The sequence below is a fragment of the Pseudomonas imrae genome, from assembly GCF_046352735.2.
Classification (GTDB): Bacteria; Pseudomonadota; Gammaproteobacteria; order Pseudomonadales; family Pseudomonadaceae; genus Aquipseudomonas; species Aquipseudomonas imrae.
Genome location: NZ_CP110853.2, coordinates 2,152,904 through 2,175,939, shown reverse-complemented (window position 1 = coordinate 2,175,939; position 23,036 = coordinate 2,152,904). Strand labels below are relative to the sequence as shown.

The following is a 23,036-nucleotide window of genomic DNA, read 5'->3' as shown; positions in this document are numbered from 1 at the left end:
TTGCAGCTTGTAGCTTGTAGCTGCTTCTCTTGTAGGATCCTGCCACAGGTTGACGTTTGGTGATCGTGAATCCGGCACGTATGATGCATCCCAAATCACCGCAGATTAGAAGCCTATGTCCCTGATAGTTCTACTGCTTCTGCCTTTCATCGGCAGCTGTCTGGCGGCCCTGCTGCCGCATAACGCCCGTAACACCGAATCGCTGTTGGCCGGCCTCGTGGCTTTGGCCGGCACTGTGCAAGTCGCGCTGCTGTACCCGCAGATCGCCGACGGCGGCGTGATACGCGAAGAGTTCTTGTGGCTGCCAAGCCTGGGCCTGAACTTCGTCCTGCGCCTGGATGGCTTCGCCTGGCTGTTCTCCATGCTGGTGCTGGGCATTGGTAGCCTGGTGTCGCTGTACGCCCGTTATTACATGTCCCCGGACGACCCGGTACCGCGTTTTTTCGCGTTTTTCCTGGCCTTCATGGGCGCGATGCTGGGCCTGGTGATTTCCGGCAACTTGATCCAGATCGTGTTTTTCTGGGAACTGACCAGCCTGTTCTCGTTCCTGTTGATCGGTTACTGGCACCACCGCTCCGACGCGCGCCGTGGCGCCTATATGGCGCTGATGGTGACTGGCGCGGGCGGTCTGTGCTTGCTGGCGGGGGTAATGCTGCTCGGCCATGTCGTCGGCAGTTACGATCTGGACCAGGTGCTTGCCGCCGGCGACCAGATCCGTGCCCACTCCCTGTATCCCATCCTGTTGGCGTTGATCCTGATCGGCGCCCTGAGTAAAAGCGCACAATTCCCCTTTCACTTCTGGCTCCCCCATGCCATGGCCGCGCCGACGCCAGTCTCGGCCTACCTGCACTCGGCGACGATGGTGAAAGCCGGCGTGTTCCTGCTGGCCCGCCTGTGGCCCTCGCTGTCGGGCAGCGAAGAGTGGTTCTGGATTGTCGGTGGCGCCGGGGCCATGACCCTGCTGCTTGGGGCATATTGCGCGATGTTCCAGAACGACCTCAAGGGCCTGCTGGCCTACTCCACCATCAGCCACCTTGGGCTGATCACCCTGTTATTGGGCCTCAACAGCCCGCTGGCCGCCGTCGCGGCGGTATTTCATATCCTCAACCACGCGACCTTCAAGGCCTCGCTGTTCATGGCCGCTGGCATCATCGACCACGAAAGCGGAACCCGGGATATCCGCAAGCTCAGCGGCCTGGTCCGGCTGATTCCGTTTACCGCCACCCTGGCCATGGTCGCCAGTGCCTCCATGGCAGGAGTGCCGCTGCTCAACGGGTTCCTGTCCAAGGAGATGTTCTTCGCCGAAACGGTGTTCATCTCATCGACACAATGGGTAGAAATTGCCTTGCCGGTGATCGCCACTATCGCCGGCACCTTCAGCATTGCCTATGCCTTGCGTTTCACTGTGGACGTGTTCTTCGGCCCGGCCGCCACCGACCTGCCGCATACCCCGCACGAACCACCACGCTGGATGCGTGCGCCGGTGGAGCTACTGGTATTCACCTGCCTGCTGGTGGGGATCTTCCCGGCCCAGGTCGTAGGTTCGATCCTCGCTGCTGCCGCGCTGCCCGTCGTCGGTGGCGCGCTTCCCGAGTACAGCCTGGCGATCTGGCACGGCTGGAATGCGCCCATGATCATGAGCCTGGTGGCCATGTCCGGCGGTGTGGTGCTGTACCTGCTGCTGCGCAAGCAACTCAAGCGCGGGCGCTTCAAGTACCCGCCGATCATCAGCTACTTCAATGGCAAACGCATGTTCGAGCGCTGCCTGGTGGTGATGATGCGTGGTGCGCGCAGGATCGAGAAACGCGTCAGCACCAAGCGCTTGCAGACACAGCTGTTCTTGCTGGTACTGGCGGCCGTGGTCGCCGGGATGATCCCGATGCTCGACAGCGGCCTGAGCTGGGGCGACCGACCGAAGATTCCGGGCTCCATCGTGTTTGTGACCCTGTGGCTGCTGGCAATTGCCTGCGCCCTGGGCGCCGCCTGGCAAGCCAAGTATCACCGATTGGCGGCCCTGACCATGGTCAGCGTTTGCGGCCTGATGACCTGCGTCACGTTTGTCTGGTTCTCCGCGCCCGACCTGGCGCTGACCCAACTGGCGGTCGAGGTAGTGACCACGGTGCTGATCCTGCTGGGCCTGCGCTGGCTGCCACGGCGGATCGAAGAGGTCTCGCCACTGCCCAGTTCGTTGCGCAAGGCGCGCATCCGCCGCTTGCGGGACTTGCTGTTGTCCACCGTGGTCGGTGGCGGCATGGCGTTGCTGTCATACGCAATGCTGACGCGCCAGACGCCCAACGATATCTCATCGTTCTACCTGAGCCGCGCCCTGCCTGAAGGTGGCGGCAGCAATGTGGTGAACGTGATGCTGGTGGACTTCCGCGGTTTTGACACCCTGGGCGAAATCACCGTATTGGGCGCCGTGGCGCTGACCGTCTATGCCCTGCTGCGACGTTTTCGTCCACCCAAGGAAAGCATGCAACTTCCTGCACAGCAGCGACTCCTGGCGCCGGATGTGGACACCGACCTGGTCAACCCGCGCCAGGCCAGCGACACCGCCCTGGGCTTCATGATGGTGCCGGCGGTGCTGGTACGCCTGTTACTGCCGATTGCCCTGGTCGTGTCGTTCTACTTGTTCCTGCGCGGTCACAACCAGCCGGGCGGTGGCTTTGTTGCCGGTCTGGTGATGTCGGTGGCGTTTATCCTGCAATACATGGTCGCCGGTACTCAGTGGGTCGAAGCCCAGATGAGTCTGCGACCGATGCGCTGGATGGGCTTCGGCCTGCTGTCAGCAACGTTGACCGGCTTGGGCGCGCTGTTCGCAGGCTATCCGTTCCTGACCACCCATACCGTGCATCTCACCTTGCCGGTGCTGGGTGACCTGCATATCGCCAGCGCATTGTTCTTCGACGTCGGCGTGTACGCCATGGTGGTCGGTTCGACCCTGCTGATCCTCACCGCCCTGGGTCACCAATCGGTACGGGCCCATAAACCCAGCAGCCAGGCGAAAGCCGCTGCAACGCCAGAAGGAGCTGCCTGATGGAAGAAGTCATTGCAATTGCGATTGGAGTCCTGGCGGCCTCCGGCGTCTGGCTGGCATTGCGACCACGGACCTTCCAGGTGGTGATGGGCCTGTGCCTGCTGTCCTATGGGGTCAACTTGTTCATCTTCAGCATGGGTAGCCTGTTTATCGGCAAGGAACCGATCATCAAGGACGGTGTGCCTCAGGACTTGCTCAACTACACCGATCCCCTGCCCCAGGCCCTGGTGCTGACAGCGATTGTGATCAGCTTCGCCATGACCGCGTTGTTTCTGGTGGTGTTGCTGGCGTCCCGCGGGCTGACCGGCACTGACCATGTGGACGGTCGGGAGCCCAAGGAATGAGCTGGATGAATCAACTGATCATTGCACCGATCCTGCTGCCGTTGCTGACCGCCGGACTGATGCTGATGCTGGGCGAAAAGCACCGCCCGCTCAAGGCCCGGATCAACCTGTTCTCGAGCATGCTTGGCCTGGGTATCGCCGTACTGATGCTGTACTGGACGCAAAAAGGCGGTCCCGGCTCCATCGGCGTGTATCTGCCGGGTAACTGGCAGGTCCCGTTCGGTATCGTGCTGGTGGTGGACCAACTGTCCGCGCTGATGCTGGTACTGACCGGGATCATCGGCGTCAGCGCCCTGCTGTTTGCCATGGCTCGTTGGGATCGTGCGGGTAGCAGCTTCCATGCACTGTTCCAGATCCAGTTGATGGGTCTTTATGGCGCCTTCCTGACCGCCGACCTGTTCAACCTGTTTGTGTTTTTCGAAGTGCTGCTGGCGGCATCCTATGGCCTGATGCTGCATGGCTCGGGCCGGGCACGGGTATCCTCGGGGCTGCATTACATTTCGATCAACCTGCTGGCCTCATCGCTGTTTCTGATCGGTGCGGCGCTGATCTATGGCGTCACCGGGACGCTGAACTTCGCCGACCTGGCGCTGAAAGTCCCGCTGGTGCCCGAGGCCGATCGTGGCCTGCTGCACGCGGGGGCGGCGATTCTGGCCACGGCGTTCCTGGCCAAGGCCGGGATGTGGCCGCTGAACTTCTGGCTGGCACCGGCCTACTCTTCGGCCAGCGCACCCGTGGCTGCGATGTTCGCCATCATGACCAAGGTCGGCGTGTACACCGTGCTGCGCCTGTCGACCTTGCTGTTCTCCGGCCAGGCGGGGGCTTCGGCGTACTTTGGCGGCGACTGGCTGATCTACGGCGGCATGGCAACCATCACCTGCGCTGCCCTGGCGATGCTCGCCGCCCAACGCCTGGAACGCATGGCCAGCCTGAGCATACTGGTGTCGGCCGGGATTCTGCTGGCAGCAGTGGGTTTCGCCCAGCCAAGCCTCACCGCCGGGGCGCTGTTCTATCTGGTCAGTTCCACCCTGGCGTTGAGCGCGCTGTTTCTGCTGGCCGAACTGATCGAACGTTCGCGCTCGGCCAACGAACTGCCGCTGGACGAAGACATCGAAGCCTTGGCCAAGACCGTGGAATCCCTGAACCCACCCAAGGGCACCAACCTGGACGATGAGCAAAAAGCGGTGGTCGGCCAGGTCATTCCGTGGACGGTCGCCTTCCTGGGCTTGAGCTTCATTGCCTGCGCATTGCTGATTATCGGCATGCCACCGCTTTCCGGGTTTATCGGCAAACTCAGCCTGCTCAGCGCCCTGATCAATCCGATGGGGCTGGGCAATGCCGTCGACACGCCTATCCGTCCGGCAGCCTGGGGGCTGGTGGCACTGTTGATTCTTTCCGGACTGGCCTCGCTGATTGCCTTTGCCCGACTCGGCATCCAGCGCTTCTGGACTCCGGAGGAGCGTCCCTCGCCGCTGCTGCGACGCTTTGAGTGCATACCGATCTTCATCCTGCTCGGTCTCGCCATCGGCCTGACCGTGAAGGCCCAGACCCTGCTGCAATTTACCCAGGACACCGCCACCAGCCTCGACAACCCGGAGCACTACGTGATGGCCGTCATGGCCACCCGGCCTGTACCGAGCCCCGAAGCCAAGGCCGCTGCAGTGGAGGTGCAACCATGAAGCGCTTGTTCCCGGCCCCGTGGCTGTCATTGGCCTTGTGGATGTTGTGGCTGCTGCTGAACCTGTCCATCAGTCCCGGCAACCTGCTGCTGGGGGCAATCCTGGGTTTCCTGGCACCGTTGATGATGGCTCCGCTGCGCCCGCTGCCGATCCGTATCCGTCGGCCCGGCGTGATCATCAGCCTGTTTTTCCTGGTGGGTCGCGATGTGCTCGTCTCGAACCTGCAAGTGGCCTGGAGCGTGCTGACATGCGGGTCGCGCCCACCCCGCTCGCGGTTCATCAAGATCCCCCTGGACCTGCGGGACGCCAACGGCCTGGCAGCCCTGTCGATGATCACCACCGTCATCCCCGGCACCATCTGGTCGGAATTGGCCCTGGACCGCAGCATCCTGTTATTGCACGTGTTTGATTTGGAGGATGAAGTGCAGTTTATCGAACATTTCAAGCATGCCTACGAACAGCCCCTGATGGAGATCTTCGAATGAGCGCCCTGCTCTCCAATGCGATCCTGTTCAGCCTGTTTGTGTTTTCCCTGGCGATGGTGCTGACCCTGGCGCGTTTGTTCAAAGGCCCGTCGGCTCAGGACCGGGTATTGGCACTGGATTACCTGTATATCCTGGCGATGTTGATGATGCTGGTACTGGGTATTCGCTATGCCAGCGACACCTACTTTGAAGCGGCGCTGCTGATCGCACTGTTCGGCTTTGTCGGCTCGTTCGCCCTGGCCAAATTCCTGCTGCGCGGGGAGGTAATCGAATGATCAATATCAGTGAGCTGCCGCTGTGGGTGGAAATCCTCGTGGCCGTGCTGCTGGTGCTCAGCAGCCTGTTTGCGCTGATCGGTGCGATAGGGTTGTTGCGGATGCGCGATTTTTTCCAGCGCATGCATCCACCAGCACTGGCGTCGACCCTGGGTGCATGGTGCGTGGCGCTGGCGTCGATTATCTACTTCTCGACACTCAAGTCCGGGCCCGTACTGCACGGCTGGTTGATTCCGATCCTGCTGTCGATCACCGTGCCGGTCACAACACTGCTGCTGGCGCGCACCGCGTTGTTCCGCAAGCGCATGGCGGGAGATGATGTGCCGGCGGAAGTCAGTAGTCGCAGGCCACAGGATGAGCAGTGATCCTGGGAGGTGGTCAGGCCGGGAACCTTAGGCCCAAGCCACCACCAACAACCCCGCACCCAACACCAGGCACAGTGGCGAATAGAAAAACGTATCCAGCCTGGCAAACCGTGACCCGCCGACTTTCTTGAAAAACCCCACCAGTTCCGAATCACCAATCGCCCGCGCAAACATGATCAAGGCAATGGCGCTTATCCCCCACTGCAGGGCCTGATGGCCCACCGGGTCGAAATACAACCCGGCGCGCAGGCATACCAACAACGCGATCACTACCAGGCCCACGGCTACCAACGATGTACCCAGTGCCGAGGGCTTGAACGCAGGCCGCGGCCCTCGGCCGAATTCCCCAGGCAACTGGGGAATGACAGCGGTACTGCCGAACTTGCCCCCCGCCGCCCAATACACATGCACCATGCTGATAAACGCAAAGACGCCGACAATCCACCGCGCAATGATAAAGCTCATGGCTGGAACCCTTATAAAAAGTCCGGGACAGGATAGTCCCTGTGAGATTTTTTGCAGGTATTTCGTCGGCAGCTGGTGCTAAAGTGCCGCCCTATGAAACTCGCCCGTGCCGACCGCTCGTTGATTGCCTGGATGCTTTATTGCTGCGTCCTGTTCAACGTATTCGCCTGCAGTATTGGTCATGGGCAGATGATCGGCATGCAGCTCAACGGCATTGGAGGCCAGTTCTGCTCAGTAGACCCGCGCACCCAGGCGCCGGCGCCCGTAAACACTACGGATGAGTCGCTGCCAACGCTCTCCAAGGCGTTCGGCTGTCCGCTGTGTTCCAGCGGCGGCATGGGACCAGCGCTCAATTCCAGCCTCAATGTCGCAGTCATGTCGCAGCCGCAGGCCCCGCCAATGGCGGTGTTGCTCGCAGCCGACATTCCCGCCCGCCTCACCTGGCCTGCGGCTAATCCGCGCGCCCCTCCCGCCTACGCCTGATACCTGCGTTTTCTGATCTGCACCCACATCGCTGCCCAAAGGATTACGGGCGGTTTTGCGTTGCGTTCAAACCATGTTTTTCAGGATTCAACACATGAAACATTTACCTTTGTTAGCGGGCCTGTTCGGCTGCCTGCCTTTTAGCGCCTGGGCGATTGAGCTGGCGCCCACGACTATTGACGGCCAATCTTCCAGCGAGCCAGGCCTGGCCCTGGATCAATCCAGTGGCATGGCTTCGCGCCTGGGCCTGAGCGTGCGGGAAACCCCGGCCTCCATCAGTATTGCCAAGCGCAACGACATCGAGCGCCGTGGCGCCAAGACCTTCCAGGATGCGCTCAATACCTTGCCTGGGGTCAACGCCACTGCGCCGCCGGGGTTTGGCGGTTTTATCTCCTATCGCGGCTTTACCAGCAGCCAGATTACCCAGATGTTCAATGGCATCAACGTTGCTGCAGGGCTGACGCGGCCGGTGGACGCGTGGATGTACGACCGCGTGGAACTGGTAGGCGGCCCCTCCTCGCTGATCAATGGTGCCGGCTCCGTTGGCGGTTCGCTGAACTATGTGACGAAGCTGGCCACCCGCGAGGAGCAGGCCGCCGAGGGCCGGCTCAGCTACGGCAGCTACGACACCGCCGGCATCGCATTCGGCCTGAACCACGCCCTGACCGAGCCCGCAGCCGAGGTCCAGCATTACGCGCGCCTGGATGTCAGTCGCAACACCAATCACAGCTACATCGACCGCCAGCAGCGCGAAGCCTGGAGCGTGGCCTTTTCCCTGCTCAGCGACCTGACGCCCGACCTGTCGCACACCCTGGCCCTGGAGTATCAGGACGAACACGAAGACAGCCCGTACTGGGGCACACCGGTACTCAACCCCAAGGGCGGCGAGTTGAAGATCGACAAACACAACCGCTTCAACAATTACAACGTCGCGGACGGTCGCTATGAGCAGCGCACGATCTGGGCGCGCTCGATCATCGACTACCGGATCGACGATCGCACCAGCCTGCGCAACACCCTTTATCACCTGGACAGCCAGCGCGACTACCGCAACCTGGAAACCTATCAATACAACGCCGACAACAGCCTGGTGAACCGTTCGACGGCTTATCAGGTCCGCCATCAAGGCGAGCAGAACGGCAATCAGTTCGAGTTGCGCCATGAAAATACACTGTTCGGCCTGGCGACCACCTGGTCCGCAGGGTTCGAGTACAAGGTCAACAGCACCACCAACAGCCCGTTGAACGTATCAGGCAAAAGCACGGTAGACCCGCACCACTACGATCCAGGGCACTTCTACGACATTCCCCAGACCCGGCCGGGGTTTATCAAGGACAAGACCAACGAGGTGACCACCCAGGCCCTGTTCGTGGAAAACCACTTGAGCCTCACCGACAAGCTCTCGCTGCTCAGCGGCCTGCGCTACGACGCAATCGAGCTGGACGTGACCAACCACCGCATGGCGACCGCGAGCAATCCCCGGCATTCAACGCGCCGCTGGGAGCCCACGACCGGACGGATCGGCCTGACCTACCAGTTCATTCCAACCGCCAATATCTACGTGCAATACAGCACGGCCGCCGAACAGCCGACCACAACCACGCAGGTGTTCGACGTTTCCACCGGCAAGCAATGGGAAGTGGGCAGCAAGTTCGACTATCTCGAGGGCCGCGGCTCGGCCACCGTCGCGGCCTACCGGATCGAGCGCAAGGATTTTGCCGTGACCGATCCACAGGACCCGACCCGCAGCATTCCGGTAGGCGCGCAGTCGTCCAGGGGGATTGAACTGGCCAGTTCGTTGCAGGTTACCCCAAGGCTTTTGGCAGAAGGCAACTTCGCCTGGGTCGATGCAGAGTACGACGACTTCAATGAGAAAATCGCCAACGGTGCAGTGGTGTCGCGCAAAGGCAATACACCGACCAACGTGCCCAAACGTGTTGCCAATCTGTGGCTGACCTATGATTTTTCATCCGACTGGCAAGGCGGCGTGGATGCGCGCTACGTCGCCTCGGTGTACGCCGATAACGCCAATACCCTGACAGTGCCGGCCTACGCCCTGTACGGCACATTTGTGACCTACAAGGTGGACCAGCATACGTCGGTGACGGGCCGGGTACGCAACCTGACCAATGAGGTGTATGCGCAATTCGCCCATGTGTCGCCGGCGTATTACCTGGGATCGCCGAGGACATTCGAGGTGGCGGTACAAAGCCGGTTCTGACACGAAAACTGTCTTGCAAGGGTAAGCTCCCACCCCTTGCTCGACAGCTGCTACAGGGGGCTGGCCTTATTTGAGGCTGGCCTCGACCTTTCGTGCCACATCATCGGGCAACCAGGCTTTCCACACCTGTGGATGCTCCTTGAGGAATGCCTGCGCCACTTCACGCGGCGCGGTGTGTTTTTCGCTCATGCTCGCAAGGGCCTGGTTCAGCGGCTCAATCGGAAAATCCACTTTCTCGAAGAACTGGGCAATCTGCGGATACTGCTGCTGGAATGGGGTGGACACGCCAATGCTCAGCTTCGAGGCCAGGGAACGTGTGGGTTTCGGCGCTGGGTGTTCGGGGTCGGTCAGGGTTTTCCAGGCCTCGGCGTCAAACGGTGGCTCTTGCAACTGAACCAGCTTGTAGCGCCCCATCAAGGGCGTAGGCGACCAGTAGTAAAAGAGGATCGGCTTGCCACGACGGATCGACGAGGCGATTTCGGCATCCAGCGCAGCACCTGAACCGCTGCGAAAGTTCACGTAGCTATCGTCTAGCCCATAGGCCTTGAGTTTCTGTTTGTTGACCACTTCCGAAGTCCAGCCGATGGGGCTGTTGAGAAAACGCCCCTTGGTCGGTGCTTCCGGGTCCTTGAACACATCCTTGTAGCGTGCCAGGTCCTGCACACTGCGCAGTTGGGGCGCCAGCGGCTCGATGCCCCTGGCCAGGTCGCCCTTGATCACATACTCCGGCACCCACCAACCCTCGGTAGCACCCTTGACGGTATCGCCCAGGCCCACCACCTTGCCTTCAGCCTCGGCCTTGACCCATACCGGACTGCGCCCCGCCCACTCTTCCCCGATCACCTGGATATCGTTTTTTGCCAGGGCCGTCTCAAGGGTGATGGTGGTGCCAGGCAAGGTGTCGGTGGGCACGCCATAGCCTTTTTCGACTATAAACCGCAAAACTTCGGTGATCAGGCTGCCACTTTCCCAGTTGAGGTCGGCAAAATGAATCGGCGCCTGGGCGGCGGACACCGATGATGGCATGGTTGTCAGACCTAGGGTCATGAGGGACGCCAACAACAGCGCTCGAATTGCTTGCATGCCTTGCACCTCGCGTTCGCACAGCCATAGCGGATGGCTTTGCTGTCATACCGCGAAGCCTCTGAATACTTAAGTCCATGCAACTGTAGTAGAGGTTCCGCAGAACCGGGCAAACCCCGGTGGTTACGGCAGGTTGTCCAAGCGCTGCAGTTCCCGACGCACCATGCTTGCAAATTCGGCAGGTCGAAGTTCATACAGTTGGCTGGCCACCCAATTCAACCAGGCACCTTGCAGATCGCTTTTACGAGCAAGTAGTTCGGCGGCCTTGGCCTGGGCATCCGGCAAGTTACGCTGGTGAAACTGTGCGCGGCTTACAGCCATTACTCACTGGCCTTGAACGTTACCAGTTCGCCCTTGCGCCATTTGGCGGCCTTGCCGGTTACGGCCTTGAGGGTCTTGGTCAGGCCTTCCTGCAGTTGTTCAGTGGCCGCGAAGACCAGCATGACACTGTGGCCTTCCTTGAACACAATCCCCTGGCCCTGCGTGGAAGATACAAAGGCGTAGTCCCCAAGACCGTAGACGCTCAACTTGATGTCGCGAAACTTGAGTTCGAACCTGCCACCTTCGCGACTGGGCAATACTGCCGCGCGAAAATGATCGCCAACCTTGAGTTCAAGCCGGGGTTTGTCATCGACTACCAGCGCTGTTTCGGTATCGATTTCGGCAATGTAAATGCCTTCAGGCGTTTGTTCAGTGATGTAAACGAAACGAGATTGAAACTGCTTGACCAACTTTGCGCGCAAATCACCCAGCACGAACAATGCGTGCATATCCAGATTACTGACTGCCAAGGAAACGCCCCCATATCTAAAAAGGCGCTGCCCGCCCAGGCAGGCAGCACGAATAAGGCCAATACGGCACCCAACACCGAACACACTGAAGAAGATCGACCCGCAGCATCACACGCTCATGAAGACGAGCCGGACCTTGTGCAGGATCGTCACGCGCCGCAGGAAATCACAGGTTTAACGGCCAGAGAATACCGGACACGCCACTTCAGAGAATAACCCATTTGAAAATGAAGTTTTCCGACAACAAAAACAAAAAAAACACCTTGGATGGAACCAGATGTCGAAGACTGACGACAATATTAAAACAGCAACATGGCTGAAAACCACTCGAAATACTGCAAGCGGGTCACCAGGACAGACCGACAGGAGCTGCACATGCAAAAACTTCAACGCCAGCCTGAACCTTGCCTTTCCATCTCCTCACACCTCGAGGACGCTGCATTCTACAGCCTGAACATCAATGACAGGTGCCTGCATTCGGCCTTGTACCGAGTGATTCCTGCCGGCAAAAACTTTTTCCATATCCTGGAAGTCCCCAGCGGTCGGATCAAAGGCTTTCGCAGCGGTCACAACCAAGCCTGCGCCCTGGCCAAGGAGTTGGAAGCGATCTTGTATACCGCAGCCGGCTGAACCGACGATAGTAGAACTTTTCGTCATATCAATGACGTTACTGCGCCCCCCAAAAGGCAACAGCTGCCATACTGGCCTATCCAATGAGGCTTACCCGCCTGGGAAAGGCTTTGTTTGCGCAACCACCTCCAAGGGAAGGCCATACGTGACGGAATTTGATATAGGCGAGTTTTTCATCCATGGCGATGCCAGGGAAGTAGACGGTGAATTTCAAGCGGTCATCGTGATGCGCGCCAAGCCGCCACTGACCACAGTCACCCTGCATCAGGTAGAGAAAGACCGCTGGTTCAAAACCGTGGAGGCCGCCTCGGTCGCGGCAAAAGAAGCCGCCATGGCGCTCAAGGCTGCCGTGGACTCCGGGGCACTGACTTCCTGACGGGCAAAGCGCGACGATTGAATTGAACTACGCCGCGCCATAGCTCTCCCAGCCATATCGATCATCAGTTCACATGGAGAACGGTATGGACACGATCAATCCAACGCTGCAAACCCTGTTCGATCAACTGGGCCTGGACTCAAGCCAGGAAGGCATTGAACGGTTTACCGCCAAACATCGCCTGCCCGACGACGTAAAGCTGATCGATGCACCGTTCTGGTCCGCTCAACAAGCGAGCTTCCTTAAAGAAAAGCTGCGTGAAGATGCTCAGTGGGCGCCAGTGGTCGATGACCTCAACGTGCGGCTGCACGATTCTCCTGAAACTTGATTCGATGCGGGCGGGCCGGCGGTCGGTGATACAACACCTTCCGCCAGGTGGCCCTCGACACGCAGCCCTCGCCTCTTTTCAACCAGCTGTGCGACAGCGCCGCGTCGCAGGCGTGGCGGGAGCTTCAACCTATCAAGCTTGGCGCTGATGCTTGTCGATTTGCTCGTGACGCTCTTGTGCTTCGATGCAGTACTTGGTGGTCGGGCTGATCAGCAGACGCTTGAGGCCGATCGGCTCGCCGCTGTCGTCGCACCAACCGAAAGAATCATCCTTGATGCGACCCAGGGCTTGTTCCAGTTGTGGCAGCATGCGCTGGTCACGGTCGATGGCATTGACCAGCCAGGTACGCTCTTCTTCAACTGAAGCGGCGTCAGCCGGGTCAGCCGGGGTGTCCAGGCTTTCAATGGCGATGCGGTTCAGCTCAATGCGCTCGTGGTGTTCCACTTTCATGTCTTGCAGCAACTGCTCGAAAAAAGCGTGCTGTTCGGCATTCATGTAGTCATCCGCCGGCATGGCCAGCAACTTTTCCTTTGTCATTGATTTCTCTATAAAAAATACGTGCATTAAGGCGAATAAGGGAGCGTTCCGGCCGACCCTTGCAGGTCTCGGAAAGGCGCCGTCCATTCCAAGCGCCACCCGGCACTCAATTTACGAGGGGCGGCAGTCTACGGCTGACTTGAGGGCACAGCAACTGAAATGACAGGCAATTTGTCCGACATTCCCCCAATAGGCACCAGGACGGGCTTGGCAGGTGGTCATCGGAGTGCTTTTATAGCAGGAAATTCAATAAAGCAGCTATAAGCCGCAAGCTGCAAGCGACAAGATGTAAGGCTCGTCGTGCTTGCAGCTTGCGGCTTATAGCTTGCAGCGTATGACTCAGCCCCCTCAGCGCTTGAGTTTGCGCTTGTTGCGGTATTGGTCGATCACTACTGCGACCACGATAATCAGCCCTTTGATGATGTCTTGGATATAGGCATCCACACCCACAAACGTAAACCCGCTGGCCATCACCCCAAGAATCAGCGCGCCGATGACCGTACCTGTGATGCGCCCTACTCCGCCTGCCAGGCTGGTACCACCGATCACTGCCGCGGCAATCGCGTCGAGTTCATAAGACATGCCCATCCCGGCCTGCCCGGTCGCCGCCCGTGCCGAGGCCACCACGCCCGCCAACCCGGCCAGCAAGCCGGCAATGCTGTAGACAATGATCAAGTGCCGCTTGACGTTGATGCCCGAAGTTCGCGCCGCCTGCATGTTGCCGCCGATGGCATAGGTGTATTTGCCGTACTTGGTATAGCGCAGCGCGATATGGAAGATCACCGCTACCACCAGGAAGATAATCACTGGCATTGCACCGTGGCCGATGGCCGTATAGGAATCCGAGAGCATGCTCACCGGTTGGCCTTCGGTGTAATAGCGAGCCAGGCCACGGGCCGAAACCATCATGCCCAGGGTGGCAATGAATGGTGGGATACCGGTAATGGCAATAATACTGCCGTTGATCGCGCCCGCCAGTAGCCCTACGCCCAACCCCACCACCACCGGAATCCATACCGGCAAGTCGGTCAGGGATGGAAACACCGCTCGCGAAAAGTCTGACGTTTGCGCCAGGCTGGCGGCGATCATTGCCGACAACGCGAGTACCGAGCCTGAAGACAGGTCGATGCCCGTCGTGATGATGACCTGCGTCACGCCAATTGCCAGGAGGCCGATGATCGATACCTGCAAAATCATCAACACCAGGCGCTGGGAGTTCATCAGGAAGCTCTGGTCACGAACGATCCAGCCAAACAGTTCGAATACCAGACCTATGCCAATCAGTACCAGGAAAATGCTCAACTCGGTGGGCAAACGTCTGCGACTTTTGCTGGGCGCCGTGTCGGGCTTCTTTTCCTCGGATTTCTTTCCCTCTGGTTTGCTTTCCAGTATCGCGTTCATAACCACTCACCTTTTATTCCGTGGCACCAACCGTTATCCGGCCGACGCTTTTTTATTCGTTAGTGGACCGCCGTCATACCGGAAGCCAGTTGCATGACCTTTTCCTGGGTTGCGTCGGCACGGTCCAGGGTGCCCATCAGGTCGCCCTCGTGCATCACCATCACCCGGTCGCTCATACCCAACACTTCCGGCAGTTCCGAAGAAATCATGATCACCGCCATGCCCTCGCTGGCCAGCAATGAGATCAACCGGTAGATCTCGGCCTTGGCCCCCACGTCGATGCCGCGGGTGGGTTCATCGAGGATCAGCAGGCGTGGATTGGTCATCAACCAGCGCGCCAACAAGGCCTTTTGCTGGTTGCCGCCGGACAAGGTGTCGATGCACTGCTCAAGAGACGGGGTTTTTACCCGCAGCTTCTTGCACATGTCTTCGCACAGCGCCCGCAGGGCTTTCTGCCGGATAAAGCCGTTGCCCAAATAATGCGGCAGTACGGCAATCTCCATGTTCTCCACCACCGACAGACAGGGGAACAACCCACTGAGCTTGCGGTCCTCGGTCAACAGCGCAAAGCCCTTCTCGATCGCCATCTGCGGATCAGTGATGCGCACCGTCTGGCCGTCGAGCCGGATCTCGCCGCCGGAGCTTGGGGTAATGCCAAAAATGGTCTCGGCGACGTTGGTTCGCCCCGAGCCCATGAGCCCGGCAATACCGAGGATTTCCCCGGCGTGCAGGTCAAACGAAACGCCCTGGAACACGCCGTCCAGGCGCAAGTCACGCACCGATAACAAGACCTCGCCGATGGGTTTGTCCCGCACCGGGAACAACTGGCTCAGCTCGCGGCCCACCATCATCGAGATCAGGCTGTCGCTGTTCATGCTGTCGGCCCGTTGCAGGCCGATATAGACGCCGTCGCGGAACACCGCCACTTCATCGGCTATGGTGAACACTTCATTCATTTTATGCGTGATATAGATGATGCCTTTGCCTTGGGCCTTGAGGTCGGCAATGATCGAGAACAGGTGGGCCACTTCCTTGTCGGTGATGGCCGAAGTCGGTTCGTCCATGATCAACACGTCGGAATCGTAAGACACCGCCTTGGCAATCTCGACCATCTGCCGTTCGGCAATGCTCAGATTGCCGACATGTTCTTCAGGGTCCAGATTTATCCGCAGCCGCGCCAGCAACTCGGCGGTGCAACGATGCATCTCCCGGTGACTGACCATACCCAGCCCATTGAGCTGTTCGCGACCGATCCAGATGTTCTCGGCGATGCTCATGTGGGGCATCAGGTTGAGTTCCTGGTGGATCATCGCGATCCCGGACTGCAGCGCCACCAGAGGTGTGTCGAACACCACCGGTTTGCCCCGCAAGCGAATTTCACCGGCATCGGGTTGATAAATGCCGGCGATGATTTTCATCAACGTCGACTTGCCTGCGCCGTTCTCACCCATCAACGCCAGCACCGAACCGGGCCGTACCCGCAGTTGCACATCGTCCAGGGCCACGACGCCAGGGAAACCTTTGCTGATGTTGACGATTTCCAGCAGGTAGGGTTCTTCCAGCGCCTGGGGCTGGGTACCGGAAGGCTGCGAAGCAATCGCTTGAGCGAGCATAAAAAGGTACTCCATCAGAGGAGCGACCATGGCCGCCCCTCTGGCTTATTGTTGTTTTGAAGGGCTACTTGAAGTCTTTGACGTTGTCCGGGGTGATCAACTTGAATGGCACCACCACGTTCTGCTCGACGGGCTCGTTGCGCGCCATCTTGCGCGCCGCTTCCACCGAACCGATCGCCTGGCCCTTGGCATCCTGGAACACCGAGACAGTCATCTCGCCCTTGGTAATGGCGTTCAAACCATCCGGCGTACCGTCGATACCGCCGATCAGCACGGTGCCCGACTTGACCCCGGCGGTCTTCAACGCCATTGCCGCGCCGATAGCCATTTCATCGTTGTTGGCAATGACCGCATTGAACTCACGGCCTTGGGTCAACCAGTCATTTACCAGCGTCATGCCCTTGTCGCGCAGCCAGATGCCGGTCTGTTCCTGCTCGATCTCGATATCCGGATACTTGGCCAGGATTTCCTTGACGCCTTTGGTGCGATTGGTCGTGGAGTTGTTCGCCAGGTCACCCAACAAAATGACGACCTTGCCCTTGCCACCGAGCTTGTCGGCGAGGTATTGCATCTGCAGTTTGCCGGCCTCGACATCTTCGGAAAATACCGCCACCACCCCCTTGGGCAGCTTGGCCTGATCCGGTCGACGGTTGACGTAGACCAACGGAATGCCCGCCTCGGTCGCGGCTTTGGTGATTCTCGCGGTGGAGGCCGTGTCCACCGGGTTGACCACCATGGCATCGACTTTCTGGCTGATGAAGTTCTCGACCTGGCTCAGTTGCTTGACCACGTCGGCGCGGGCGTCTTCGAACTGCAGCTGTACACCATCACCCTCGGGGTAGGACTTGGCTTGCTTGTCCATGTCTTCACGCAGGTAAGTCAGGAAGGTGTCATCGAACTGCGACATGCTGACGCCCACCTTGATATCGGCGGCCGTGGCGATACCGCTGGCGAGCATCATAGCCAGGGCCAGTGAGGCAAAACGGAGCTGGGTCTTCATGAACGGTATGTCTCCAGTTTCTTGTTGGTTTTTTGGACGTAGCGTTTATCAGAGCGGCGCTTGCAGCCGAACGATCGGTGCGCCGGGGATGCAGCACACCAGGGCGCCCTTGTTTTCGACGCACAGCACATTGAGGAAAGAGAAATAGAACGGCCGTGCGCGGGGTATGGCGCCAAGCGCAGAGGCGTAACGGAAGAGGTGCAGTACAGCGTTAAAGATTTTCATCTGACGGTACCTGGTTGTTTTTTATCTTGTTTTTGTTGAGCCTCCGCTCACTGCCTCGATGGCAGATCCGGACAGCACTTTAGCAACCTGAGGATGACTTTATTGGAAAATATTTTCCATATCAACAGATTTTAGAATTTTATTCTATTTTGCCGTCATAACTCTCAACAGAGGCCATTTCCACGACCTGCTGACGCTGCGCACTGAGCCGTGCAGCATCCAGTACACGCGTGGTTTCCCGGGCATCACGGGCATCCACCGGCAAGGGGCCGTTGCCTTGTATAGCGATTAACAACTGGCTGTAAAACTGATTCCAGCAACCCTTCTGTGTAGGTATGCGCTCACGCTCTGGCCCTTGTTCAAACCAGCCCCAGCGTCGGTGCTCCTCAGCCCCCCAGTGCTCGCCTTCGGTTTTCGGGGTCTTGCCTGCCATCAGTGCTTCTTCCTGGCCATCCAGTCCTTCGACGGTATAGCAACCCGCCGTACCACTGATGCGAAATCGCGGGCCCTGGCTGTTTTGCAAGGCGCTGCCCCACAGGTGCGAAATCACACCGCTGTCGTGGGTCAGCGACACGAAGAAGCCGTGATCGACACTGGGGTGTTCGGCGCTGTACTGCAATTGCGCAAAGACCCGAGCCACGGGGCCAAACAGTTGTATGGCCTGGTCTACCAGATGGCTGCCCAGATCCCGCAGGAAACCGCCACCACTGGCATTGCCCACGGCTGCCGGGCTGTAGCGCTCCACCCGCGACTCAAAGCGGGTAATGCTGCCCAAGGCGCCCGCCTCGATCAATTTGCGCAAGGTCAGGTAATCCGAATCCCAGCGTCGATTTTGATACACGCTGAGCAACACACCTTGACGCTCGGCGGCGATGATCAACGCATCCGCCTGGGCGGCATTGCTGGCGAAAGGTTTATCGCTGACCACCGCGACACCATGCTCAATGGCTTCCAGCACCAGGGCCGGGCGACCTTTGAGCGTGGTGGAAATTACCAACACGTCAACGCCGGACTCGACAATCTGGCCGATGGAATCAAACGCCTGGATTCCCGGATGATCGTTCGCCAATTGCTCGCGACGCTCGGGCGACCGCGTCACCACGCCGACAAAGGTCGCGCCAGGCAGGGTCGCAATCAACGGCGCATGGAAAAAACGACCGCCGTGGCCGTAACCGACAAGTCCGATTCGCATCGGTCGACTCCTTATGTAAAGCAGCGGTTCAGTCGTAGAAATGCGGCCGCGGCGCCAACCCAATCTTGACGATCTGCCCGCTGCCTTGCGCTTCGATACACGCATCGGCCGCCACCGCTGCCGCATAACCATCCCAAGCCGACGGCCCGCCCACTTGCCCGACGCGCACACCATCAATGAAGGCTTGCAGCTCGACGTCATAGGCGCCGATAAAGCGATCTTTCCAGTCCATCAGAATTGCATTCGACAATTTGGCCTCGCTGCGCAATTGCACCTGGGACGGTTCCGGCAGCCTGGCGATGCCGGTTTCCCCCACCACCTCGCATTGAATGTCATAGCCGTATTGGCAGTTCACAAACACTTCCACGTCAATGCGAGTGCCTTTTGCGGTTTCCAACAGAACGATCTGCGGATCGCGCAGGTGCGCCAGTGCCTTGCTGGTCTTGCGTGGGAATACCACTTGCACCGACACGTAGTCGTCGTTGAGCAACCAGCGCAACACGTCCAGTTCATGGATCAGGGTGTCGGTGATCGCCATGTCCGTCTTGTAGTTCTCACCCACCCTCGGGTTGCGGTGCGCGCAGTGCAGCATCAGTGGTTCACCGATCTGGCCGCTGTCGATCACGCGCTTCAGGGCGCGATAGCCCTCGTCATACGGGCGCATGAAGCCTACTTGCACCAAGCGCTTGCCATGGGCGAGTTCGGCTTCCACGATTTTGCGGCAGCCGTCGGCAGTGACAGCCAGGGGTTTTTCGCAGAACACCGGTTTGCCAGCGGCGATGGCGGCCAGTACGAACTCCTCGTGACTTGGCCCCCAGGACGTGACCAGCACCGCTTCGACTTGCGGCGAGTTGATCAACGCATGGCCGTGGGGATAGACCTCGGCGGCAATCTGCAGATCCGCCACCACTTTGGCGGCCTGCTCAAGGTTGATATCGGTGACCGCAACCACCTGGCTATTGAGCAACGTCTGACTGCACCGACGAATATGATCCTGGCCAATCGCGCCAGTACCGATAACACCCAACTTCAAAGACATGTAGACGCTCCTCTGGTCATTAGTACTGCCGGGCCTTGGCCAGGCGTTCGTTCAGTTGTTTGGCGGCCGCATTCGTGCGCGCGCTGGTGGACACTTGCGCCACCCCTACGCGCCACCAGGACAGGTAGCCGTGAATCATGGTCTTGGGCAGCACCTTGATATCGATCAGCGTCGATACGGTTTGCCTGCGCGCATCGGCCAGCGCCGCGTGCAACTGCTCCACAGTGCTGACCTTGTAGGTCTTGCAGCCATAGGCCGCCGCACTCATGGCGAAATCCACCGGCACCAGACCACCGTCGAGCTTGCCGCTTTCGGGGTTGCGAAAGCGGAACTCGGTGCCAAAGCTGTCCATGCCGTTGCCCATTTGCAGGTTGTTGATGCAACCGAAGGCCATGTTGTCCAGCAGCACCACGTTGATCTTGCGCCGCTCCTGGATCGAGGTCGCCAATTCCGAATGCAGCATCATGTATGAGCCATCGCCGACCAATGCGTAGACTTCACGGTCTGGCTCAGCCAGCTTGACCCCCAGCGCGGCGTTGATCTCATACCCCATGCACGAATAACCGTACTCCACGTGATAGGTATTGACGCCCTTGCTGCGCCAGCTGCGTTGCAGGTCGCCGGGCAGACTGCCCGCAGCGGCAACGATCACCGCGTCGTCGGCCAATGTGTGGTTGAGCACACCCAACACCCGGCTTTGGGTCAGGCACGAACCGGTCAGCTCGATAAACTCGCGCAGCACCGCCGGGTCCATGTGGTCGTTGATTTCCGGGACGAAATGCTCGCCCTGATATTCGATTCGATTCAGGCGCTCCACCTCGGCATCCAGCTGCGCCTTGGCTTCCCTTGGCTGCTCGCCCCAACCGGACCGGTAGTCCGACAGCGCGCTGGTCAATGCCTGCAACGCTGCCTGCGCATCGGCCAGCAGTTGTACACCGTCGAGTTTCAAGGCATCGAATGGGCAGATGTTGATGTTGAGAAACTGCACGTCGGGATGCTGGAACAATGATTTCGACGAGGTCGTGAAGTCGGTATAGCGCGTGCCGATGCCGATGATCAGGTCCGCATCCCTGGCCAGCAGATTGGCGGCCAGGCAACCGGTTTCACCGATACCGCCGACATTCAGCGGGTGACTGGAAAGCACCGCACTCTTGCCCGCCTGGGTTTCGGCAAACGGAATATGAAATTTTTCGGCAAAAGCTTGCAACGCCGCATTGGCGCCGGAGTATTTGACCCCACCGCCGCAAATGATCAGCGGTTTGCGCTTGCCCTTGAAGGCGGCCACCGCATCACCGAGCACGGCCTCGGTAGCCGGGCGGCGGTCGATACGGTGTACGCGTTTTTGCAGGAAATAGTCGGGATAGTCCCAGGCCTCACCCTGCACATCCTGCGGCAAGGCCAGGGTTACGGCACCTGTTTCGGCCGGGTCGGTGAGCACGCGCATGGCATGGATCGCCGCACTCATCAACTGCTCGGGGCGATTGATGCGATCCCAGTATTTACTCACGGCACGAAATGCGTCGTTGGTGCTGATGCTCAGGTCATGGAACTGCTCGATCTGTTGCAGCACCGGATCAGGCTGGCGACTGGCGTAGACGTCGCCGGGCAACAACAGCAACGGAATGCGGTTGGCAGTCGCCGTGGCCGCCGCGGTAAGCATATTCGCCGCGCCAGGGCCGACCGAGGCCGTACAAGCGTAGATCTTGCGGCGCAGGTGCTGCTTGGCAAAACCAATCGCCGCGTGGGCCATGCCCTGCTCGTTGCGGCCCTGGTGTACCACCAGGTCACCTGCATCCTGTTCCAGAGCCTGGCCCAGGCCCAGCACATTGCCGTGGCCGAAGATGGTGAACACCCCGGCGACGAACTTGCTTTGCACGCCGTCGACTTCGATGTACTGGTTATCCAGAAACTTCACCAGGGCCTGGGCCATGGTCAATCGTGTGGTAGTCATGACTTGCCCCTTACTTGGCCGTCGGCATGCTGAACTCTGGACCCTTGGCAATGCTGTCGGGCCAGCGCTGCATCACGCTCTTGTAGCGACTGTAGAAACGAATACCTTCTTCGCCATAGGCATGGTGGTCGCCAAACAGCGAGCGTTTCCAGCCGCCGAACGAATGCCAGGCCATCGGCACCGGAATCGGCACATTGATGCCGACCATGCCCACCTTGATATTGCGGGCAAAGGCCCGTGCGATACCGCCGTCGCTGGTGAAACACGAAACGCCGTTGCCGAATTCATGGGCGTTGATCAACGCCACGGCACTGGCGAAATCCGCCACCCGCACGATGCCCAGCACCGGGCCGAAAATTTCCTGCTGGTAAATGCTCATGTCCGTGGTGACGTTATCGAACAACGTGGCGCCGACGAAAAAACCACTCTCGGCTCCCGGTACCTTGAAGCCGCGCCCGTCGACAATCAGTTTCGCCCCCTGGGCCACGCCTTCGCCGATAAAGCCTTCGACCTTGGCCTTGTGCTCTGCCGTCACCAGCGGGCCCATTTCGCTGTCCTTGTGCATACCGTTGCCGACCTTGAGCTGGTCGATGCGCGGCAGCAGTTTTTCGATCAGCTTGTCGCCGACATCACCGACCACCACGGCAATCGAAATCGCCATGCAGCGCTCGCCGGCCGATCCATAGGCTGCGCCGATCAGGGCGTCAGCCGCCTGGTCGAGGTCGGCATCGGGCATTACGATCATATGGTTTTTGGCCCCACCCAGCGCCTGCACGCGCTTGCCGCGCTGGGTCGCCTGCTGGTGAATGTACTCGGCAATCGGCGTCGAGCCGACGAACGAAATCGCCTCTACGTCCGGGTGCTGCAGCAGGCCATCCACGGCACTTTTATCGCCTTGGACCACATTGAACACGCCATCGGGCAAGCCAGCCTCGGTCAGCAGGCGTGCCATCAGCAAACTGGCGGACGGATCGCGCTCGGATGGCTTGAGAATGAAGCAGTTACCGGTGGCCAACGCCAGTGGAATCATCCACAAGGGCACCATCACCGGGAAGTTGAACGGGGTGACACCCGCGCATACACCCAAGGGCTGGCGCAGGTTCCAGTTGTCGATGCCACCGCCGATGTTGTCGCTGAAATCGGTTTTCAGCAGGTTGGGCGCACCACAGGCATATTCGACGATCTCGATGCCGCGGGTGACTTCACCCTTGGCGTCGGAAAAAACCTTGCCGTGTTCGCGGCTGATGATTTCGGCCAACTCGTCATGGTGCTGATCGAGCAACTCCTTGAACTTGAACAACACCCGTGAGCGTCGCAGGGACGATTGCTCGGACCACGCCGGAAACGCTTTCAGCGCCGCGGCCACGGCCTCATCGACGGTTTGCTGGCTGGCCAGGCCAACCCGCGCCTGCACCTGGCCGGTGGCCGGATTGAACACATTACTGAAGCGTTCGCTGACGCTGTCCTGCACCTGGCCGTTGATGTAATGGCCGATTACCGGGGCATTGCTCATTGT

Annotated in this window: 24 protein-coding genes; 11 read left to right on the top strand and 13 right to left on the bottom strand. The window is 59.5% G+C overall.

What is annotated here, in order from left to right:
• Positions 1-115 precede the first annotated feature (115 nt).
• The 6 genes from OQ460_RS09785 to OQ460_RS09760 are packed head-to-tail and all read left to right on the top strand — an operon-like array spanning position 116 to position 6,185.
• Positions 116-3,037: a monovalent cation/H+ antiporter subunit A gene (locus tag OQ460_RS09785; protein WP_410021605.1), complete on the top strand. Its 2,922-nt coding sequence runs from the start codon at positions 116-118 to the stop codon at positions 3,035-3,037.
• Positions 3,037-3,381 (top strand): Na+/H+ antiporter subunit C, encoded by a 345-nt coding sequence (locus OQ460_RS09780; protein WP_410021604.1) that lies wholly within the window; start codon positions 3,037-3,039, stop codon positions 3,379-3,381. Before OQ460_RS09785 ends, OQ460_RS09780 begins: the two co-directional genes overlap by 1 nt.
• Positions 3,378-5,060, top strand: a complete 1,683-nt coding sequence (locus OQ460_RS09775; RefSeq protein WP_410021603.1) for a monovalent cation/H+ antiporter subunit D — start codon at positions 3,378-3,380, stop codon at positions 5,058-5,060. Before OQ460_RS09780 ends, OQ460_RS09775 begins: the two co-directional genes overlap by 4 nt.
• Positions 5,057-5,545: a Na+/H+ antiporter subunit E gene (locus OQ460_RS09770; RefSeq protein WP_410021602.1), complete on the top strand. Its 489-nt coding sequence runs from the start codon at positions 5,057-5,059 to the stop codon at positions 5,543-5,545. The genes OQ460_RS09775 and OQ460_RS09770 overlap by 4 nt, the downstream gene beginning before the upstream one ends.
• Positions 5,542-5,820: a K+/H+ antiporter subunit F gene (locus OQ460_RS09765; protein ID WP_410021601.1), complete on the top strand. Its 279-nt coding sequence runs from the start codon at positions 5,542-5,544 to the stop codon at positions 5,818-5,820. Before OQ460_RS09770 ends, OQ460_RS09765 begins: the two co-directional genes overlap by 4 nt.
• Positions 5,817-6,185: a Na+/H+ antiporter subunit G gene (locus OQ460_RS09760; protein WP_410021600.1), complete on the top strand. Its 369-nt coding sequence runs from the start codon at positions 5,817-5,819 to the stop codon at positions 6,183-6,185. Before OQ460_RS09765 ends, OQ460_RS09760 begins: the two co-directional genes overlap by 4 nt.
• A 27-nt stretch (positions 6,186-6,212) precedes the next feature.
• Here the strand turns inward: OQ460_RS09760 and OQ460_RS09755 are convergent, their stop codons facing one another.
• Entirely contained in the window at positions 6,213-6,650 is a 438-nt protein-coding gene (locus tag OQ460_RS09755; RefSeq protein WP_410021599.1) for a DUF3995 domain-containing protein, read from the bottom strand.
• A gap of 93 nt (positions 6,651-6,743) precedes the next feature.
• Here OQ460_RS09755 and OQ460_RS09750 point away from each other — a divergent pair, with 93 nt between their 5' ends.
• Positions 6,744-7,133, top strand: a complete 390-nt coding sequence (locus OQ460_RS09750; RefSeq protein ID WP_410021598.1) for a DUF2946 family protein — start codon at positions 6,744-6,746, stop codon at positions 7,131-7,133.
• A 94-nt stretch (positions 7,134-7,227) separates the two neighbouring features.
• Positions 7,228-9,354, top strand: a complete 2,127-nt coding sequence (locus OQ460_RS09745; RefSeq protein WP_410021597.1) for a TonB-dependent receptor — start codon at positions 7,228-7,230, stop codon at positions 9,352-9,354.
• A 66-nt stretch (positions 9,355-9,420) separates the two neighbouring features.
• Here OQ460_RS09745 and OQ460_RS09740 read toward each other — a convergent pair whose 3' ends face one another.
• The 3 genes from OQ460_RS09740 to OQ460_RS09730 all read right to left on the bottom strand — a co-directional run bounded on the left by OQ460_RS09740 (position 9,421) and on the right by OQ460_RS09730 (position 11,228).
• The gene (locus OQ460_RS09740; RefSeq protein ID WP_410021596.1) at positions 9,421-10,437 is read right to left on the bottom strand and encodes an ABC transporter substrate-binding protein; all 1,017 of its coding nucleotides are present in this window, start codon (positions 10,435-10,437) and stop codon (positions 9,421-9,423) included.
• A 123-nt stretch (positions 10,438-10,560) separates the two neighbouring features.
• Positions 10,561-10,758, bottom strand: a complete 198-nt coding sequence (locus OQ460_RS09735; RefSeq protein WP_410021595.1) for a hypothetical protein — start codon at positions 10,756-10,758, stop codon at positions 10,561-10,563.
• Positions 10,758-11,228: a hypothetical protein gene (locus OQ460_RS09730; RefSeq protein ID WP_410021594.1), complete on the bottom strand. Its 471-nt coding sequence runs from the start codon at positions 11,226-11,228 to the stop codon at positions 10,758-10,760. The genes OQ460_RS09735 and OQ460_RS09730 overlap by 1 nt, the downstream gene beginning before the upstream one ends.
• A 375-nt stretch (positions 11,229-11,603) precedes the next feature.
• Between OQ460_RS09730 and OQ460_RS09725 the strand changes: the two genes are divergently transcribed.
• From OQ460_RS09725 to OQ460_RS09715, 3 genes are all read left to right on the top strand, one after another.
• On the top strand, positions 11,604-11,858 hold the full coding sequence (locus OQ460_RS09725) for a hypothetical protein (RefSeq protein ID WP_410021593.1): 255 nt from the start codon (positions 11,604-11,606) through the stop codon (positions 11,856-11,858).
• A gap of 145 nt (positions 11,859-12,003) precedes the next feature.
• The gene (locus tag OQ460_RS09720; protein ID WP_410021592.1) at positions 12,004-12,234 is read left to right on the top strand and encodes a hypothetical protein; all 231 of its coding nucleotides are present in this window, start codon (positions 12,004-12,006) and stop codon (positions 12,232-12,234) included.
• An 85-nt stretch (positions 12,235-12,319) separates the two neighbouring features.
• Positions 12,320-12,562 (top strand): DUF2789 domain-containing protein, encoded by a 243-nt coding sequence (locus OQ460_RS09715; protein WP_410021591.1) that lies wholly within the window; start codon positions 12,320-12,322, stop codon positions 12,560-12,562.
• Between the two features lie 132 nt (positions 12,563-12,694).
• On the opposite strand, the gene OQ460_RS09710 is transcribed toward OQ460_RS09715, so the two are convergent.
• The 9 genes from OQ460_RS09710 to OQ460_RS09670 form a co-directional block, all read right to left on the bottom strand.
• Positions 12,695-13,099 (bottom strand): TraR/DksA family transcriptional regulator, encoded by a 405-nt coding sequence (locus OQ460_RS09710; protein ID WP_410021590.1) that lies wholly within the window; start codon positions 13,097-13,099, stop codon positions 12,695-12,697.
• Positions 13,100-13,447: 348 nt separating this feature from the next.
• Positions 13,448-14,500 carry an ABC transporter permease gene (locus tag OQ460_RS09705; protein WP_410021589.1) on the bottom strand — a complete coding sequence of 351 codons (1,053 nt, stop codon included), beginning with the start codon at positions 14,498-14,500 and terminating at the stop codon, positions 13,448-13,450.
• 59 nt (positions 14,501-14,559) lie between these two features.
• Positions 14,560-16,113 carry a sugar ABC transporter ATP-binding protein gene (locus tag OQ460_RS09700; RefSeq protein WP_410021588.1) on the bottom strand — a complete coding sequence of 518 codons (1,554 nt, stop codon included), beginning with the start codon at positions 16,111-16,113 and terminating at the stop codon, positions 14,560-14,562.
• Positions 16,114-16,177: 64 nt separating this feature from the next.
• On the bottom strand, positions 16,178-17,113 hold the full coding sequence (locus OQ460_RS09695; RefSeq protein WP_410021587.1) for a sugar ABC transporter substrate-binding protein: 936 nt from the start codon (positions 17,111-17,113) through the stop codon (positions 16,178-16,180).
• Positions 17,114-17,161: 48 nt separating this feature from the next.
• Positions 17,162-17,338 (bottom strand): hypothetical protein, encoded by a 177-nt coding sequence (locus OQ460_RS09690; RefSeq protein ID WP_410021586.1) that lies wholly within the window; start codon positions 17,336-17,338, stop codon positions 17,162-17,164.
• Between the two features lie 139 nt (positions 17,339-17,477).
• Entirely contained in the window at positions 17,478-18,530 is a 1,053-nt protein-coding gene (locus OQ460_RS09685; protein ID WP_410021585.1) for a Gfo/Idh/MocA family protein, read from the bottom strand.
• A gap of 28 nt (positions 18,531-18,558) precedes the next feature.
• The gene (locus OQ460_RS09680; RefSeq protein ID WP_410021584.1) at positions 18,559-19,569 is read right to left on the bottom strand and encodes a Gfo/Idh/MocA family protein; all 1,011 of its coding nucleotides are present in this window, start codon (positions 19,567-19,569) and stop codon (positions 18,559-18,561) included.
• 19 nt (positions 19,570-19,588) lie between these two features.
• Positions 19,589-21,520 (bottom strand): 3D-(3,5/4)-trihydroxycyclohexane-1,2-dione acylhydrolase (decyclizing), encoded by a 1,932-nt coding sequence (gene iolD, locus OQ460_RS09675; protein ID WP_410021583.1) that lies wholly within the window; start codon positions 21,518-21,520, stop codon positions 19,589-19,591.
• Between the two features lie 10 nt (positions 21,521-21,530).
• Entirely contained in the window at positions 21,531-23,033 is a 1,503-nt protein-coding gene (locus tag OQ460_RS09670; RefSeq protein WP_410021582.1) for a CoA-acylating methylmalonate-semialdehyde dehydrogenase, read from the bottom strand.
• Between the last annotated feature and the right edge of the window lie 3 nt (positions 23,034-23,036).